The organism is Nonomuraea montanisoli, assembly GCF_013363975.1.
Lineage (GTDB): Bacteria > Actinomycetota > Actinomycetes > Streptosporangiales > Streptosporangiaceae > Nonomuraea > Nonomuraea montanisoli.
The window spans coordinates 324,855-340,620 of sequence record NZ_JABWGN010000001.1 but is presented as its reverse complement, the minus strand read 5'-3'; the positions used below and the strand labels follow the sequence as shown (position 1 = coordinate 340,620).

The window sequence follows — 15,766 nt, the reverse complement described above, 5'->3', positions numbered from 1 at the left end:
AAGGGAGGCGTTCATGGGGGGCTCCATTGCGGGCGGGCGGCAGGGAGGTGTGCAGTGACCGATCTGGTCATCGCACAGGATCAGCTTGACGCTGAAGAACTCGGATGGCAGGAGCGCGCCCTGTGCGCGCAGACTGATCCTGAGGCGTTCTTCCCGGAAAAAGGCGGCTCCACCCGAGAGGCCAAGAAGGTCTGCCGATCCTGCGAAGTACGTGCAGAGTGTCTTGAATATGCACTTGAGCACGATGAGCGGTTCGGCATCTGGGGTGGACTGTCCGAGCGGGAGCGCAGAAGGATCAAGCGCCAGGCCGTTTAGAGATATCTGCCGAAAGGGCCACGCGGAGCTCCGCGTGGCCCTTTCTCATGCGCGCGAGCGGGGGATACGGGCCGGTCAGCGGCGGTCGTCGTAGCCCGGGTCGACCGTCTCCGGCGACAGGCCGAGCAGCGTGGCGACCTGCTCCACGACCGTGTCGTGGACGAGCGCCCCGAGCGTCTCGCGGTCGCGGGCGCGCGCCTCCAGGGGGCGGCGGTAGAGCACGATCGACGCCGGGTCGGCGCCCTTGGCCACCTCGGCCCGCCCGAACGGCACGGGGTCGGCGCCCATGCCCGGCCCGTCGCCCAGCTCGCTCAGCGGAGGCACGTCCTCCACCGCGAACTCCACCGCCGAGAGCTGCTTGCCCCACTGCGGGCGCAGCCGGTCGACCGCGTCGAGCACCAGGTCGTCGAACCGCTCGCTGCGCGAGCGCGCTATGGGCACGTGGGAGGGCGCCAGTGGACCGCGCAGGCCGCGACCATGCCGATCGCGCCGCCTCGGGCGCCGCTCGTGTGTCACACGGCAAGTCTAAGGGGACCCGGCCTCCGGGGCCGAGGACGACGGCCATCGGGGGCATGTGGGTGGAAACGCTGCGACAGGCGGCCGAACACTGTGACACTCGGCCGAACGCTGCGACAGGCGTCCGAACGCTGCGACAGCTGTCCGAATTGTGGCGACACGCTCGTTAAGAGCGCTCAGATAGTGGCGCCCCGCCCCCTTACCGGATACGGTCCCTCCGTGAGCCCCGTCCGCCGCTGTTCCCGCACCGCCTGCAGCCAGCCTGCCGTCTTCACGCTCACGTACGTATACGCCGACTCGACCGCTGTTCTCGGCCCCCTGGCGACGTACGCGGAGCCACACTGCTACGACCTGTGCGCCGAACACGCCGAGCGGCTGACCGCCCCCCGCGGCTGGGAGGTGGTGCGCCTGCCGACGGACGGCGCCTCGCCCAGTTCCGACGACCTGGAGGCGCTGGCCAACGCCGTGCGCGAGGCCGCCCGGCCCACCCCCGGCGGCGGCGAGCCGGTCGGGCAGGGCGTCGAGGTCGGCCGCCGCGGGCATCTGCGCGTTCTTCGTTCCGCCCAGCAGCACCGTGACCGGTAGGCTCGTCCAGACGTAGCAGACCTAGGGGCGGAGCTGGAGAGTGGGCGACCTCGCCAAGATCTTCAAAGCTTACGACGTACGCGGAGTGGTGCCCGACGAGCTGGACGAGCCGGCGGCGGAGGCCGTGGGGGCGGCGTTCGCGGAGGTGACCGGGGCGGAGTCGGCCGTGGTCGCCCATGACATGCGCGAGTCGTCCGTGCCGTTGAGCGCGGCGTTCGTGCGGGGCGCGCGCTCGCGCGGCGTGGACGTGGTCTACGCCGGGCTCGGGTCCACCGACCTGCTGTACTACGCCAGCGGCAGCCTCGGGCTGCCCGGCGTGATGTTCACCGCCAGCCACAACCCGGCCCGCTACAACGGCATGAAGATGTGCCGCGCGGGCGCGGTGCCGATCGGCGGCGACACGGGCCTGACCGAGATCCGCGACCGGGCCGCCGAGCTGCTGGCCTCGGGCGGCGCGCTCGCCGGCGGCGGCGCGAACGGGGCGCTGATCGAGAAGGACCTGCTCCAGGGCTACGCGGGCCACCTGCGCACCCTCGTCGACCTGTCCGGCATCCGGCCGCTCAAGGTGGTCGTCGACGCGGGCAACGGCATGGGCGGCCACACCGTGCCCGCCGTCTTCGACGGGCTGCCCATCGAGACGGTGCCCCTCTACTTCGAGCTCGACGGCACCTTCCCCAACCACGAGGCCAACCCCCTGGAGCCGGCCAACCTGCGCGATCTGCAGCGCGCGGTCGTCGACAGCGGCGCCGACCTCGGCCTGGCCTTCGACGGCGACGCCGACCGCTGCTGGGTCGTGGACGAGCGGGGTGAGTCCGTCTCCCCGTCGGCGGTCACCGCGCTGGTCGCCACCCGCGAGCTGGCCAAGCACCCCGGCGCCGTGATCATCCACAACCTCATCACCTCGCTCGGCGTCCCCGAGATCGTCCGCGAGCAGGGCGGGCGGCCGGTGCGCACCCGCGTGGGCCACTCGTTCATCAAGGCCGAGATGGCGCGCGCCGGCGCGGTCTTCGGCGGCGAGCACTCCGCCCACTACTACTTCCGCGACTTCTGGTACGCCGACTCCGGCATGCTGGCCGCGCTGCACGTGCTCGCCGCGCTCGGCGAGCAGGACCGGCCGCTGTCCGAGGTGGTCGGGGCGTACGCCCGCTACCACGCCTCCGGCGAGATCAACAGCACGGTCGACGACCAGGGGGCCGCGCTGCGCCGGGTGCGCGAGGAGTTCGCGGGCCGGGGCGGGTTCGACGAGCTCGACGGGCTGACCGTCACCGGCTCCGGCTGGTGGTTCAACCTGCGCGCGTCCAACACCGAGCCGCTGCTCAGGCTCAACGCCGAGGCGGCCGACGAGACCACGATGAAGGCGATCACCGACGAGGTGCTCGCCGTCGTAAGAAGGGTGTCAGAGTGAAGATCGACGACTGGCTGCTGGAGATCCTGGCCTGCCCGGCGTGCAAGTCACCGCTGCGTGCCGAGGGCGGGGCCGGCGACGAGGCCGGGGAGCTCGCCTGCACCGGGTGCGGCCTGGTCTACCCCGTGCGCGACGACATCCCGGTGCTTCTCGTCGACGAGGCCAGGAAGCCGTGATCTGGGAGCCTGACCGGCTCGACGACCAGCAACACCTGACCGACGGCGACCCGGGCGGCATGCTGCTCGCGGTCGCCGCGTCAGCGGCCCAGGTGCGCACCGGGCACCGCGTCGCCGTCGAGGCCGGACTGCCCGGCCGGGTCGGGCAGTACCGGCCGCGCGCCGTCGTGGTCGTCGGCATGGGCGGCTCGGCCATCGCGGGCGACATCCTCGCCGCCGTGGCCGGCCGGGGCGCGCCGCTGCCGATCGTCACCGTGCGCTCCTACCAGCTCCCCGGCTGGGTGGGCGCCGCCGACCTGGTGATCGCCGTCTCCTGCTCGGGCCGTACGGAGGAGACGCTGTCGGCGACCACGGAGGCCGTGCGGCGCGGCTGCCGGTTGCTCGCGGTGGGCAGCGCGGACTCGCCGCTGGAGGCGATCGCCCGGCAGGCGTCGGCGCCGTTCGTGCCGGTGCCCGCGGTCGGCCAGCCGCGCGCGAACGTCTGGCTGCTGACCGTCCCGCTGATCGTGGCCGCGTCCGCGCTCGGCCTGGTCCGGGCCGAGGCTTCGCTGTTCGAGGAGGTGGCCGTGACGCTGGAGGCCATCGCCCACCGGTGCCGGCCCTCCAGCGAGTCGTTCATCAACCCGGGCAAGACGCTGGCCATGGAGCTGGCCGAGAGCGTGCCGATGATCTGGGGCACCTCGCCGCTCGCCGCGGTCGCCGGCTACCGGCTGGCCTGCCAGCTCAACGAGAACGCGAAGTACCCCGCCGTCTTCGGCGAGCTGCCCGAGGCCAACCACAACCAGGTGGTCGCCTTCGACGGCCCGTTCGCCCAGCGCGACATCTTCTCCGACGAGCCCGGCCGCGGTCTGCGCCTGGTGCTCGTGCGCGACAGCGAGGAGCATCCCCAGGTGACGCGCCGCCGCGAGGCGTCGGCGCGGCTGGCCCACGAGCGCGACGTGCCGGTCAGCGAGCTGGCCGCCGAGGGGGAGCATCCGCTGGTCCGGATGGCCTCGCTCATCGGGATCGCCGACTACGCGAGTGTCTACCTCGCCCTCGGGTACGGCATTGACCCGACCCCGGTGTCGGCCATCACCGAGCTGAAGGCCAGGATTGCGGAATAGGATCCCCTTCCCGGGGCAATGAGTACATGATCTTTATGAGTGGAGCAGACCGGTGAGCGCGAGCGGCGGTACGAAAGCAATCATCGCGGCCCTGTCGGCCAACCTGGCCATCGCCGCATCGAAGTTCGTGGCCGCGTTCTTCACCGGCTCGTCGTCGATGCTGGCCGAGGGCATCCACTCGGTGGCCGACTCGGGCAACCAGTTGCTGCTGCTGATCGGCGGCAAGCGGGCGCAGCGCGGGCAGGATCGCGAGCATCCGTTCGGCTACGGCCGCGAGCGCTACTTCTACGCGTTCGTGGTGGCCGTGGTGCTGTTCACGATCGGCGCGGTCTTCTCCCTGTACGAGGGCATCCACAAGCTCTCCTCCGAGGAGGGGGTGGAGTCGCCGATCTGGGCGTTCGCCGTGCTGATCTTCGCGATCATCGCGGAGGGCTTCTCGTTCCGCACGGCCATCCGCGAGGCCGCACCGCTGCGCGGGCAGCAGTCGTGGTTCGCGTTCATCCGCCGCTCCAAGTCGCCCGAGCTGCCGGTCATCCTGCTGGAGGACCTCGGCGCGCTGCTCGGCCTGATCTTCGCGCTGTTCGGCGTCACCATGGCGGTCATCACGGGCAACCCCGTCTGGGACGCCATCGGCACGATCATGATCGGCCTGCTGCTCGCGGTGATCGCCGTCATCCTGGCGGTCGAGACGAAGTCGCTGCTGCTGGGCGAGAGCGCCACCCCCGAGATGGAGCGCCAGATCTGCGACGCGCTGGAGGCCGCCGACGAGGTCGAGCGGGTGATCCACATGCGGACGCTGCACCTCGGGCCGGAGGAGCTGCTGGTGGCGGCCAAGATCGCGGTCGCGCACAACGACACGGCGTCGGAGGTCGCGCGGGGCATCGACGAGGCGGAGCGGCGTATCCGCGAGGCCGTGCCGATCGCCCGGGTCATCTACCTGGAGCCCGACCTCGACCGCTCCCGCACCACCACCGCCTGACACCCGGCCCTCACCGCCGCGCGCCCGGCCCTCGTCGTCCGGCACCCGGCGCTCACCGCCGGGTGCCCGGGGTCGGTGTTCAGGTGAGCGGTGCCGCCTCGTTCCCGACCAGGCGCGCGCTCCGGCGTCCGAGGCGCGGCCGGCCGAGGGTGATGAACGCCTCGGCCTGCAGCGCCGACACGCCGATGCGCGGCAGGTCGCGCGCGTTCGGATAGACGACGAAGCGCGGCTCCCAGACCGGGCGGAACTTGGCGTTGAACCGGTAGAGCGACTCGATCTGGAACCAGTGCGACAGGAAGAGCAGCAGGCCGCGCCAGGCCCGCAGCACCGGCCCGGCGCCGAGCCGCTCGCCCCGCGCCAGGGCCGCCCGGAACATCGCGAAGTTGAGCGAGACCTGGTCGACGCCCATCGAGGGCGCCGCCTGCAGGGTCTTGACGATCAGCAGCTCGTTGAGACCGGGATCGGCGTCGCGGTCGCGGCGCATCAGGTCGAGCGAGATGCCGCGCGGCCCCCAGGGCACGAAGTGCAGCACGGCCCTGATCTGGCCGTCCTTGTGCGCCGTGACCACCATGCAGCGGCCGTCGCCGGGATCGCCGAAGCGGCCGAGCGCCATCGAGAACCCGCGCTCGGTCTCCGCGCCGCGCCAGGAGGCGGAGGCCGCCCTGATCCGTTCCTTCTCCTCCTCCGTGAGCTCGCCCACCCTGCGCACGAGGCAGGTGTAGCCCGCCCGTTCGGTCCGGTTGGCCATCTGGCGGACGTTGCGCATCGCCCGTCCCTCCAGGGTGAAGTCGGCGACCTCGACCACCGCCTCGTCCCCGATCTCCAGCGCCGACAGCCCGGCCTCGCGGGTCCACACCTCGCCGCCCGTCTCGCTGCAGCCGATCACGGCCGGCACCCAGGCGTGCCTCCTCGCCTCGGCCATGAAGACCTTGATCACCGCCGGCCACGCCTCCCGGTCGCCGATCGGGTCGCCACTGGCCAGCATGACGCCCGAGACCACCCGGTAGGCGATCGCCGCCTTGCCGGAGGGCGAGAAGATCACGCTCTTGTCGCGGCGGAGCGCGAAGTAGCCGAGCGAGTCGCGCGCGCCGTGCCGGTCGAGCAGCTCGCGCAGGCGGCTCTCGTCCTGGTCGGTCAGCTCGGCGGCCGGGCGTTCGGGGCGCAGGGCCAGGTAGGCGGTGGTGACGGCGGTCAGGGTGCCGAGCGCGAGCAGCGAGAAGTAGACCAGGTCGCCCACACGCGGCGCGACGAAGGTGACCGGGCCCTCGATGCCGACCAGGCCGAGGACCACGTGCTGGAGCCGGTCGAGGACGCCGGGATCGCCGGCGATCGCCCGGGGGCGCAGGCTGACGATCACGTACCCCAGGGCGAGGTCGAGGGCGCCGAACGCGAGCAGGTTCCACAGCGCCCGCCACCGGCTGCGCGGATCGGACAGCGCGTAGAACTCGCGGCGGTTCATGAGCAGCGCCACGAGGAAGAGCAGGCTGATGGCCGCCGTGACGGGACGCAGATGGATCAGGGCCAGGATCGCGCTGACCGGCAGCAGCGCCACGACCGCCCGCCAGGCGCGCACCTTCCTGCGGCGCAGGGCGTGCGCGAGCATGATGAGCAGGATGCCCACCACGAGGGAGGTGGCCCGGGCGACGGTCGTCACGATGCCGGGCAGCGCGTCCGACCACGCCGCCATCCCGCTGCGGCCCAGGCGGGGGGCCACGGCCTTGACGATGTCGAGGAGTCCGACCATCAGGGCCGCGTAGCCCGCGACGGCGGGCACCCAGGGATGCGAGATCTTCTTCACCATCCGGATTCAACGCCCAAGGCGATAATCCGCGTGTTAACCACGGTCTTACGGCGTGGCGGGTAAGCCTCTGGAAGATGGGACTCACTTCGCTTCCCCTCCAGCTTATGACGGGCGCGCTGGCGATCGGCGCGCTCGTCGCCACGGTCTGGGCGTGGCCGCGGCTGGCCGGGCGACTGGCCGGACGGCGCTGGACCGCCGTCCTGGCACGGGCGGGGGTGCTGGCGGGCAACCAGGTGCTGACCCTGGCGGCACTCGGACTGTTCGTCAACAACTACTTCGGCTTCTACGGCTCGTGGGACGACCTGCTCGGCACCGACCCCGGCACGGCGGCCATCACGATCGCCGGGCAGGGCCTCCAGGTGCTGGACAGCCAAGCGGTGCGCGGCGGGCGGATCGAGCACGTCATCATGCCCGGCCCCACCACGCACCTCAGCGAGCAGGCGTACGTCTTCCTGCCCACGGCCTACCTCACGGACCACCGGCGGCGCTTCCCCGCGATCCTCGCGCTGACCGGCTACCCGGGTGACCCGCGCAACCTGATGACCCGGCTCGACCTGCCCGGCCGGCTCGCGACCGCCATCAGCCGCCACCAGGTGCCCCCCGCCGTCCTCGTGATGATGCGGCCCAGCGTGGTGCTGCCGCGTGACACCGAGTGCGTGGACGTGCCGGGCGGGCCGCAGATCCAGAAGTACTTCGCCGACGACGTGCGGCGGGACATGACGACCGCGTACCGGGTGGCGCCGGGCAGGGAGTACTGGGGGATCATCGGGGGCTCGACCGGCGGGTACTGCGCGCTCAAGCTCGCCATGACCCATCCGCAGGCGTTCTCGGCGGCGGTGTCGCTGTCGGGCTACTACCGGACGATCATCGACGGCACCACGGGCGACCTGTTCGGCGGGCAGCAGGCGCTCGAGCACGACAACGACCTGATGTGGCGGCTGGCGACGCTGCCCGCGCCCCCGGTCAACGTGCTCGTCACCAGCAGCCGGAAGGGGGAGAGCGACTACCGCTCGACGCTCGCCTTCCTGGCCGCGGTCAAGCCGCCCATGCAGGCGTCGTCGCTGATCCTGCCCAGCGGCGGCCACAACTTCAACACCTGGAACCGGGAGCTGCCGCAGGCCCTGCCGTGGCTGGCCCAGCAGCTCCACGCCCCCAGCGGCGAAGCCCCGTCGTCCACCGCCGCCCCCAGCGGCGGCCCGTCCACCGGCGCCCCCGGCTGACGCGTCCGGGGGCGCCGCTCGCGGCGGCGTCCTACTCGTGCCCGGTCAGGCAGGACGTGCCGCTCTCGCTCTGGTCGAACAGGCAGCGGCCCTTCTTGTCCAGGCTGACCACCTTGCGCACGCCGTCGAACTGCTTGAGCGTCCTGTCGATGGTGTGCAGGGCCCGCGCGTCGCCGCCGACGCCGTCGCCCACGACGGTGCGGCAGAAGCGCAGCGTCGCCACGCCCTTCTTGAACGCGACGGTGAAGTCGGCGCCGCACGACGACCGGCCGCGCAGCTTGCCCGTCAACTCCGAGTGCAGGCCGCGCCGCCGCTCGGCCTTGGTGGGGCCGGCGATGAGCTGCTGGACGGCGAACCTGGCCACCCCCCGGTCCGGCGCCTTACGGGTCACGGCCACGACCTTGCCGGGAATGCCGTCTCCCTTGGAGAAGTACACCTTGACCTCGTGGGGCGTGCCGGCCGCACCGCCGGCCTGGGCGGCCTGGACCGGGGAGTCCGGGGCGTGCGCCGCCGGGGAGCCCGCCGCCTGCGCCGGGGAGAGCGCGAGGACGGTGGCCACTAAGAGCTCTTTCATGATTTCTTAGACGTATGCGCGGGGGCGCTGGTTCGAAGCAGCCGCAGCGCCTTCTCCTTCTCGAAGTCGAGCGCGCGGCGCGGCACCGCGATCCGCCCGATCCGTATGCCGAGGTCGCGCACGGCCGCGGCGACGGTGGGCTCGCTGAGCACCCGCAGCGCGAACGCCAGCTCGGCGGGGGAGACGTCGAAGCGTTTCTCCAGCTCGACGCCCTGGGCCACGGCCGCCAGCTCCTCCGGCCCGAACCGCCGGTGGGCGCCCTGCTCGCGAACCGGGGGCAGCAGACCGAGCGCCTCCCGGTAGCGCAGCATCCGAGGGGACATGCCGAGCCGTCGCGCGGCCTCCGTGATACGCATCCTTACATTCTTACGTCAGTTTCGGGGGTGCCGAGATGCGACCTCGCCGGAATGACGCCTAGACTCGTCGGCGACACCGTCCCGATGCGAGACACCGTCCCGATGCGAGGGGAAACCATGGACTTCAAGGTCGCCGACCTTTCACTTGCCGACTTCGGCCGCAAGGAGATCAGGCTCGCCGAGCACGAGATGCCCGGGCTCATGGCGATCCGTAAGGAGTACGCGGCCGCGCAGCCCCTCCGCGGTGCGAAGATCATGGGCTCCCTGCACATGACCATCCAGACCGCCGTCCTCATCGAGACGCTGGTCGACCTCGGCGCCGAGGTGCGCTGGGTGAGCTGCAACATCTTCTCCACGCAGGACCACGCCGCCGCCGCGGTCGTCGTCGGCCGCGACGGCACGGTCGACGACCCCAAGGGCGTCCCCGTCTTCGCCTGGAAGGGCGAGACGCTGGAGGAGTACTGGTGGTGCACCGAGCAGGCCCTCACCTGGCCCGGCGACGACGGCCCCAACATGATCCTCGACGACGGCGGCGACGCCACCCTGCTCGTCCACAAGGGCGCCGAGTACGAGAAGGCCGGCGCCGTCCCCGCCGCCACGGCCGAGGACCCGGAGGAGTGGCACGTCATCATCGACCTGCTCACCCGCACGGTCGGTGACGACAAGAAGTGGACCCGGATCGCCGAGCAGATCAAGGGCGTCACCGAGGAGACCACCACCGGTGTCCACCGCCTGTACGAGATGCACAAGAACGGCCAGCTGCTGTTCCCCGCGATCAACGTCAACGACTCGGTCACCAAGTCGAAGTTCGACAACAAGTACGGCTGCCGCCACTCGGTCATCGACGGCCTGAACCGGGCGACCGACGTGCTGATCGGCGGCAAGGTCGCCGTGGTCTGCGGCTACGGCGACGTCGGCAAGGGCTGCGCCGACGCGCTGCGCGGCCAGGGCGCCCGCGTCATCGTCACCGAGATCGACCCGATCTGCGCGCTGCAGGCCGCCATGGACGGCTTCCAGGTCACCACCCTCGACGAGGTCGTCGGCATCGCCGACATCTTCGTGACCACCACGGGCAACTTCAACATCATCACCGCCGACCACATGGCGCGGATGAAGCACCAGGCGATCGTGTCCAACATCGGCCACTTCGACAACGAGATCGACATGGCCGGCCTCGCCAAGCTGCCGGGCATCGAGAAGCGCAACATCAAGCCGCAGGTCGACGAGTGGGTCTTCGCCGACGGCCACTCGATTCTCGTGCTGGCCGAGGGCCGCCTGATGAACCTCGGCTGCGCCACCGGCCACCCGAGCTTCGTGATGTCCAACTCGTTCACCAACCAGGTGATCGCGCAGATCGAGCTGTTCACCAAGACCGGCGAGTACCCGATCGGCGTCTACACGCTGCCCAAGCACCTGGACGAGAAGGTCGCCCGGCTCCACCTCGACGCCCTCGGCGTCAAGCTCACCGAGCTGACCAAGGAGCAGGCCGCCTACATCGGCGTCCACGTCGAGGGCCCGTACAAGCCCGACCACTACCGGTACTGATTTCTCGTGCCGAGGCTCCGGAGGGGCTTTCCCTCCGGAGCCGGTTTAAGATCATTTTCTTTTACGGCAGGCCAAGTCACCCGCACTCGCCGACGTCCCCTCCGTCTGTCATGGCCGGTCGTGAGGGCTCACGGCATGCGCGCCGTTACGAGCGCACTCTTGGCCGTGTTCTTCGGTTGGGGCTTGGCACGTGGATCTCTCGGACAGTGGTGAGCGGCAGATCTCCTGGGCTGCTCGGTCGATGCCTGTTCTGACGGCGATCGGGGAGCGGTTCGGGGCCGAGCGGCCGCTGGAGGGGTTGCGGATCGCCGCGTGCCTGCACGTCACCGCCGAGACCGCGGTGCTCATGGGCGCGCTCAGGGCGGGCGGCGCCGAGATCGCGCTGGCCGCCTCCAACCCGCTGTCGACGCAGGACGACGTGGCCGAGGCGCTGCGCGGCTACGGCATCGCGGTCCACGCGCGGGCCGGCGTGGACCGGGCCACCTACTACCGGCACATCCACCAGGCCCTCGACCTCGGGCCCGACCTGGTGCTCGACGACGGCTGCGACCTGGTCAACACGTTGCACACCGAGCGCACCGACCTGCTCGACGGAGTGAGCGGCGGCTGCGAGGAGACGACCACGGGGATCATCCGGCTGCGGCAGATGGCCTCGGAGGGCGCGCTGCGGTTCCCGGTCGTGGCGGTGAACGACACGCGGACGAAGCGGATGTTCGACAACCGCTACGGCACCGGGCAGTCCACGCTGGACGGGATCATGCGGGCCACCAACACCATGCTCGCGGGGCGGACCGTGGTGGTGGCGGGGTTCGGGTTCTGCGGACGGGGCGTGGCGGAGCGGGCCAAGGGGTTCGGCGCGCGGGTCGTGGTGACCGAGATCGACGCGGTCAAGGCGCTCGACGCCACCCTGCAGGGCTACGAGGTGCGGCCCATGGCGGAGGCCGCCGCGGCCGGCGACCTGTTCATCACCGTGACGGGAAACCGCGACGTGATCCGGGCCGAGCACCTGGCCGTCATGAAGGACGGCGCCATCCTGGCCAACGCGGGGCACTTCGACGTGGAGATCGACGTGCGGGCGCTCGACGAGCTGGCCGTCGAGGTCCACCGCGGCGTGCGGCCCAACACCGACGAGTACGTCCTGCCCGACGGCCGGAGGCTGCTGCTGCTGGCGGAGGGCCGCCTGGTGAACCTGACGGCCGCGGAGGGGCATCCGGCGGCGGTCATGGACATGTCGTTCTCGGCGCAGGCCCTCGCGGTGGCCTGGCTCGCCGGGGAGCGGGCCGGGCTCGCGCCCGGGGTCTACGACGTGCCCGAGGCGATCGACCAGGAGGTGGCCCGGCTCAAGCTGGCGGCCACGGGCATCGGCATCGACGCGCTCACCGAGGAGCAGGAGTCCTACCTCCACTCCTGGCGCGCCGGCTCCTGACCCGTCCGGCGCGGCCGTCCCTCAGCGGATGGCGGACATGCGGCGGATCTCGGCGGACTGACTGACGGAGATGTCCTCGGCGATCTCCTGGACCCGCTGGTGCGAGCCCTTGGTGAGGACCTCGGCCGACATCGTGAGCGCCCCCTGGTGGTGGGCGGTCATGAGCTGGACGAACAGGCGGTCGAAGGCGGCGCCCTTGGCCGCCTTCAGGGCCTCCATCTGCTCGGGCGTGGCCATCCCCGGCATGCCCTGGTGCGCGGCGTGGTGGTCGGGCACCTGCTGGCCCTGCGCCTTGAGCCAGTCGGTCATCATCGCGATCTCGGGGCCCTGCACGTCGTTGATGCGGGCGGCCAGCCGCTTGACCGCGTCGCCCTCGGCCCGGGAGCCGGCCAGCAGGCTCATGTCCAGCGCCTGCCGATGGTGAATGATCATGTTCTGCATGAAGCGGACGTCGGCCGCGTTGGCCCGCTGGGGCGGCACGGCGGTGGCCGCCTCGCTCGGCGCCAGCGTGCGGGCCTCCTCGCCGGGCTTCCCGGGGGCGAGGACGGGCGCCGTGTCGGTCACCGTGGGGACCGGGGGAGCGGCCGTGGGGGCGTCCGTGCAGCCGGTGACCAGCAGGTAGGCGCAGGCGCCGACGATGAGTGCGCTGCGCACCCGACCTCCTTGACCGCGGGGAGTTGCGACGTTGCACTGTAGACGGTCCAGCAACCGCCCGTAAATACGGCAAGTCAGCAAATTTCTTGACATAGTGCTCGCTAGGCGACAGATGACAAGACGGGTCAGAATTTTGTCATTTATATAGGCTTTATCCTCCGAGAGGAGCCTCCGAGTGCTCACCCTGCGAAGGAGTCTCGTAGCCGTGGCTGCGGCCGTCGCCTTAGGCGCGATGGCGATGCCCGCCTCGGCCGCGGACATCCCTCCGGCCGACACCGTGGTGACCAGCCCCAACGTCTCCCACGTGCTCAACATCCCGAAGCCGGCGCCCATCGCGGGCACCATCAACACCGACATCGCGTTCCAGAGCGGGTACGCGTACGTCGGCAACTACGGCGGGTTCTCCATCTACGACGTCCGCGACCCGAAGCAGGCCAAGCCGGTCAGCTCGGTCGTCTGCCCGGGCAGCCAGATGGACGTCAGCGTCTACGGCAACCTGCTCTTCAGCGCCGTGGACAGCTCGCGCAGCGACGACTCGTGCAACAGCACCGCGCTGTCGGCCGACCACAAGGAGGCCTGGGAAGGCGTCCGCATCTTCGACATCAGCGACAAGGCCGCCCCCAAGTACATCAAGTCGGTCGAGACGAACTGCGGCTCCCACACCCTCACGCTGGTGCCGGGCAAGGGGCGTGACCGCCACCGCAACGTCTACCTGTACGTCTCCTCGTACAACCCGGCGGCGAACTTCCCCGACTGCCAGCCGCCGCACGACAAGATCTCCATCATCAAGGTGCCGCTGGACGACCCGACCGCCGCGGCGGTCGCGGCGACGCCGGTCGTCTTCCCCGACGGCGGCAACGAGACCCAGCCCGGCCTGCTCCTGCCCACCAGCGGCTGCCACGACATCACCGCGTACGCGGAGAAGGACATCGCGGCGGGCGCCTGCATGGGCGACGGCGTGCTGTTCGACATCTCCGACCGGCTGAACCCGCGGGTCACCGCCCGGGTCACCGACCCGAACTTCGCCTTCTGGCACTCGGCGACGTTCAGCAACGACGCCCGCAAGGTGGTCTTCACCGACGAGCTCGGCGGCGGCGGCGCGGCCACCTGCAACGAGGCCACCGGCCCGAACCGGGGCGCCGACGCCATCTACGACGTCACGCGGCGCGGCCTCGTCTTCAAGAGCTACTTCAAGATCCCGCGCTACCAGGCCGACAGCGAGAACTGCGTCGCCCACAACGGCTCGCTGATCCCGGTCAAGGGCAAGGACATCATGGTCCAGGCGTGGTACATGGGCGGCGTCTCGATCTGGGACTTCACCGACTCCAGCAAGCCCAGGGAGATCGGCTACTTCGAGCGCGGCCCGCGCGCCGACGGCAGCGGCGGCGGCGTCTGGTCGGCGTACTACTACAACGGCCACATCTACGCGGCGGACTTCCACCAGGGGCTCGACGTCATCAAGATCGACGATCCGCTGGTCAGGGGCGCCGAGCGCGTCCGCACGGACCGCCTCAACGTCCAGACCCAGGAGTCCTACCGGGGAGGTGGCTGGGGGCACGACTGACCCTCTCCCGAACCGGCTGACCTCACAGGCGTGACCGGCCCGGCGTGCCGGGCGGTCTCGTGAGCGTAGGGCCGGCCCGCCTCCTCCGCGGGCCGGCCCTCGCCATGCCCGGACCCCCATGCACCACAGAAGATGATTTTCCTGCGATAGTGGGGCGGCTGACTTCATCCCCGACCAGGAGGTCCTCCGTGGCGTCCAGAATCGGCCGTGTCCTCAAGCTGGGCCGTGTCCTCGTGCTGACGGGAGCGGTGCTGGGTCTCGTGACACCCGCGGCCCAGGCCCGCGACGACGGCGCCAGGACCAGCTCCACCATCAAGCACGTGGCCAACATCCCCAAGAAGGGGGCCTTCGCCGCGTCCGAGGCCTACAGCACGGACCTGGCGTTCCAGGGACGCTACGCCTTCCAGGGCAACTACCACGGCTTCACCGTCTACGACATCAAGGACCCGGCCAAGCCGGCCGTGGTGAGCCGTGTCTCCTGCCCCGGCGGCCAGAACGACGTGTCGGTCCACGGCGACCTGCTGTTCCTGTCGGTGGACGACCCGGTCAAGGGCGACTCCTGCCGCGCGGAGCCGACGTCGCCGGCGTTCAGGTCCGCGTGGGAGGGCATCCGGATCTTCGACATCTCCGACAAGTCCCGCCCGAAGTACATCAAGTCCGTCCGGACCGACTGCGGCTCGCACACCAACACCCTCGTGCCCGACAAGACGGGCAAGGCGGTCTACCTGTACGTGTCCTCGTACGGACCGCAGAACGACTTCCCGCACTGCAAGCCGCCCCACGACAGCATCTCGATCGTCAAGGTGCCGCTGGACCGTCCCACGGCGGCCAAGGTGGTCGCCAAGCCCGTGCTCTTCCCCGAGGGCGGCAACGAGAAGCAGGAGACGCTGCTCGCGCCCACCAGCGGCTGCCACGACATCACGGTCTTCGCCCGCAGGAACCTCGCCGCGGGCGCCTGCATGGGCGACGGCGTGCTCATGGACATCTCCGACCGCGAGCGCCCGAAGGTCACCGCGCGGGTGACCGACGACAACTTCGCGTTCTGGCACTCGGCCACCTTCAACGCCGCCGGTGACAAGGTCGTCTTCACCGACGAGCTCGGCGGCGGTCTCGGCGCCGCCTGCACCCAGGCCGTCGGCCCGCAGCGCGGCGCGGACGCCATCTACACCGTCGAGGGCGGCCGGCTCGTCAAGCAGGCGTACTTCAAGATCCCGCGGCACCAGAGCGCCGGCGAGAACTGCGTCGCCCACAACGGCTCGCTGATCCCGGCCAAGGGGCGCGACATCATGGTCCAGGCGTGGTACCAGGGCGGCGTGTCGGTCGTCGACTTCACCGACGCCACCAAGCCCCAGGAGATCGCCTACTTCGACCGGGGCCCGCTCTCGCCGCGAGACTTCGGCGGCGCGTGGTCGGCGTACTACTACAACGGCCACATCTACAGCAGCGACATCCAGAAGGGTCTGGACGTGCTGCGCATCACCGACCCGCGCACGGACTCGGCGGCCGGGAAGCGGCTGAAGGTGCTCAACCCGCAGACCCAGTAGGAA

General features: G+C 70.8%; 16 protein-coding genes. 11 read left to right on the top strand and 5 right to left on the bottom strand.

The window, feature by feature from the left end; translation table 11 throughout:
- The first annotated feature begins 54 nt into the window (after window positions 1-54).
- A complete protein-coding gene (locus tag HTZ77_RS01565; protein ID WP_049564653.1) occupies window positions 55-315 on the top strand; it encodes a WhiB family transcriptional regulator in 261 nt (86 codons plus the stop codon).
- A gap of 75 nt (window positions 316-390) precedes the next feature.
- Here the strand turns inward: HTZ77_RS01565 and HTZ77_RS01560 are convergent, their stop codons facing one another.
- Complete coding sequence (locus HTZ77_RS01560) at window positions 391-756, bottom strand: metallopeptidase family protein (protein WP_312888105.1); 366 nt, start codon at window positions 754-756, stop codon at window positions 391-393.
- 294 nt (window positions 757-1,050) lie between these two features.
- Here HTZ77_RS01560 and HTZ77_RS01555 point away from each other — a divergent pair, with 294 nt between their 5' ends.
- The 5 genes from HTZ77_RS01555 to HTZ77_RS01535 are packed head-to-tail and all read left to right on the top strand — an operon-like array spanning window position 1,051 to window position 5,079.
- Window positions 1,051-1,416 (top strand): DUF3499 domain-containing protein, encoded by a 366-nt coding sequence (locus tag HTZ77_RS01555; protein ID WP_175587591.1) that lies wholly within the window; start codon window positions 1,051-1,053, stop codon window positions 1,414-1,416.
- Between the two features lie 40 nt (window positions 1,417-1,456).
- Window positions 1,457-2,821, top strand: a complete 1,365-nt coding sequence (locus HTZ77_RS01550; RefSeq protein WP_175587590.1) for a phosphomannomutase/phosphoglucomutase — start codon at window positions 1,457-1,459, stop codon at window positions 2,819-2,821.
- Complete coding sequence (locus HTZ77_RS01545; protein WP_175587589.1) at window positions 2,818-2,997, top strand: Trm112 family protein; 180 nt, start codon at window positions 2,818-2,820, stop codon at window positions 2,995-2,997. The genes HTZ77_RS01550 and HTZ77_RS01545 overlap by 4 nt, the downstream gene beginning before the upstream one ends.
- Window positions 2,994-4,100, top strand: a complete 1,107-nt coding sequence (locus HTZ77_RS01540; protein WP_328808362.1) for a bifunctional phosphoglucose/phosphomannose isomerase — start codon at window positions 2,994-2,996, stop codon at window positions 4,098-4,100. Before HTZ77_RS01545 ends, HTZ77_RS01540 begins: the two co-directional genes overlap by 4 nt.
- 52 nt (window positions 4,101-4,152) lie before the next feature.
- Window positions 4,153-5,079 carry a cation diffusion facilitator family transporter gene (locus tag HTZ77_RS01535; protein ID WP_175587588.1) on the top strand — a complete coding sequence of 309 codons (927 nt, stop codon included), beginning with the start codon at window positions 4,153-4,155 and terminating at the stop codon, window positions 5,077-5,079.
- A 79-nt stretch (window positions 5,080-5,158) separates the two neighbouring features.
- Here the strand turns inward: HTZ77_RS01535 and HTZ77_RS01530 are convergent, their stop codons facing one another.
- On the bottom strand, window positions 5,159-6,877 hold the full coding sequence (locus HTZ77_RS01530; protein ID WP_205301952.1) for a phosphatidylglycerol lysyltransferase domain-containing protein: 1,719 nt from the start codon (window positions 6,875-6,877) through the stop codon (window positions 5,159-5,161).
- A gap of 77 nt (window positions 6,878-6,954) precedes the next feature.
- Between HTZ77_RS01530 and HTZ77_RS01525 the strand changes: the two genes are divergently transcribed.
- Complete coding sequence (locus HTZ77_RS01525; protein ID WP_175587586.1) at window positions 6,955-8,100, top strand: alpha/beta hydrolase; 1,146 nt, start codon at window positions 6,955-6,957, stop codon at window positions 8,098-8,100.
- A 31-nt stretch (window positions 8,101-8,131) separates the two neighbouring features.
- Here the strand turns inward: HTZ77_RS01525 and HTZ77_RS01520 are convergent, their stop codons facing one another.
- The gene (locus tag HTZ77_RS01520; protein ID WP_175587585.1) at window positions 8,132-8,674 is read right to left on the bottom strand and encodes a GerMN domain-containing protein; all 543 of its coding nucleotides are present in this window, start codon (window positions 8,672-8,674) and stop codon (window positions 8,132-8,134) included.
- Window positions 8,671-9,030 (bottom strand): MerR family transcriptional regulator, encoded by a 360-nt coding sequence (locus HTZ77_RS01515; RefSeq protein ID WP_175587584.1) that lies wholly within the window; start codon window positions 9,028-9,030, stop codon window positions 8,671-8,673. The genes HTZ77_RS01520 and HTZ77_RS01515 overlap by 4 nt, the downstream gene beginning before the upstream one ends.
- 117 nt (window positions 9,031-9,147) lie before the next feature.
- Between HTZ77_RS01515 and ahcY the strand changes: the two genes are divergently transcribed.
- Both ahcY and HTZ77_RS01505 read left to right on the top strand, forming a co-directional pair.
- A complete protein-coding gene (ahcY, locus tag HTZ77_RS01510; protein ID WP_175587583.1) occupies window positions 9,148-10,575 on the top strand; it encodes an adenosylhomocysteinase in 1,428 nt (475 codons plus the stop codon).
- Window positions 10,576-10,765: 190 nt separating this feature from the next.
- A complete protein-coding gene (locus HTZ77_RS01505; protein WP_175587582.1) occupies window positions 10,766-12,001 on the top strand; it encodes an adenosylhomocysteinase in 1,236 nt (411 codons plus the stop codon).
- A gap of 21 nt (window positions 12,002-12,022) precedes the next feature.
- Here HTZ77_RS01505 and HTZ77_RS01500 read toward each other — a convergent pair whose 3' ends face one another.
- Complete coding sequence (locus HTZ77_RS01500) at window positions 12,023-12,655, bottom strand: DUF305 domain-containing protein (RefSeq protein ID WP_328808361.1); 633 nt, start codon at window positions 12,653-12,655, stop codon at window positions 12,023-12,025.
- A gap of 232 nt (window positions 12,656-12,887) precedes the next feature.
- Between HTZ77_RS01500 and HTZ77_RS01495 the strand changes: the two genes are divergently transcribed.
- A complete protein-coding gene (locus HTZ77_RS01495; RefSeq protein WP_205302009.1) occupies window positions 12,888-14,219 on the top strand; it encodes an LVIVD repeat-containing protein in 1,332 nt (443 codons plus the stop codon).
- A 158-nt stretch (window positions 14,220-14,377) separates the two neighbouring features.
- On the top strand, window positions 14,378-15,763 hold the full coding sequence (locus HTZ77_RS01490) for an LVIVD repeat-containing protein (RefSeq protein ID WP_407940473.1): 1,386 nt from the start codon (window positions 14,378-14,380) through the stop codon (window positions 15,761-15,763).
- Window positions 15,764-15,766: the final 3 nt, after the last annotated feature.

Bases quoted from the DNA above. Each gene is read 5' to 3' on its own strand.
- HTZ77_RS01525 (WP_175587586.1), top strand. From the start codon at position 6,955: ATGGGACTCACTTCGCTTCCCCTCCAGCTTATGACGGGCGCGCTGGCG.
- HTZ77_RS01520 (WP_175587585.1), bottom strand. From the start codon at position 8,674: ATGAAAGAGCTCTTAGTGGCCACCGTCCTCGCGCTCTCCCCGGCGCAG.
- HTZ77_RS01515 (WP_175587584.1), bottom strand. From the start codon at position 9,030: ATGCGTATCACGGAGGCCGCGCGACGGCTCGGCATGTCCCCTCGGATG.
- ahcY (WP_175587583.1), top strand. From the start codon at position 9,148: ATGGACTTCAAGGTCGCCGACCTTTCACTTGCCGACTTCGGCCGCAAG.
- HTZ77_RS01495 (WP_205302009.1), top strand. From the start codon at position 12,888: ATGGCGATGCCCGCCTCGGCCGCGGACATCCCTCCGGCCGACACCGTG.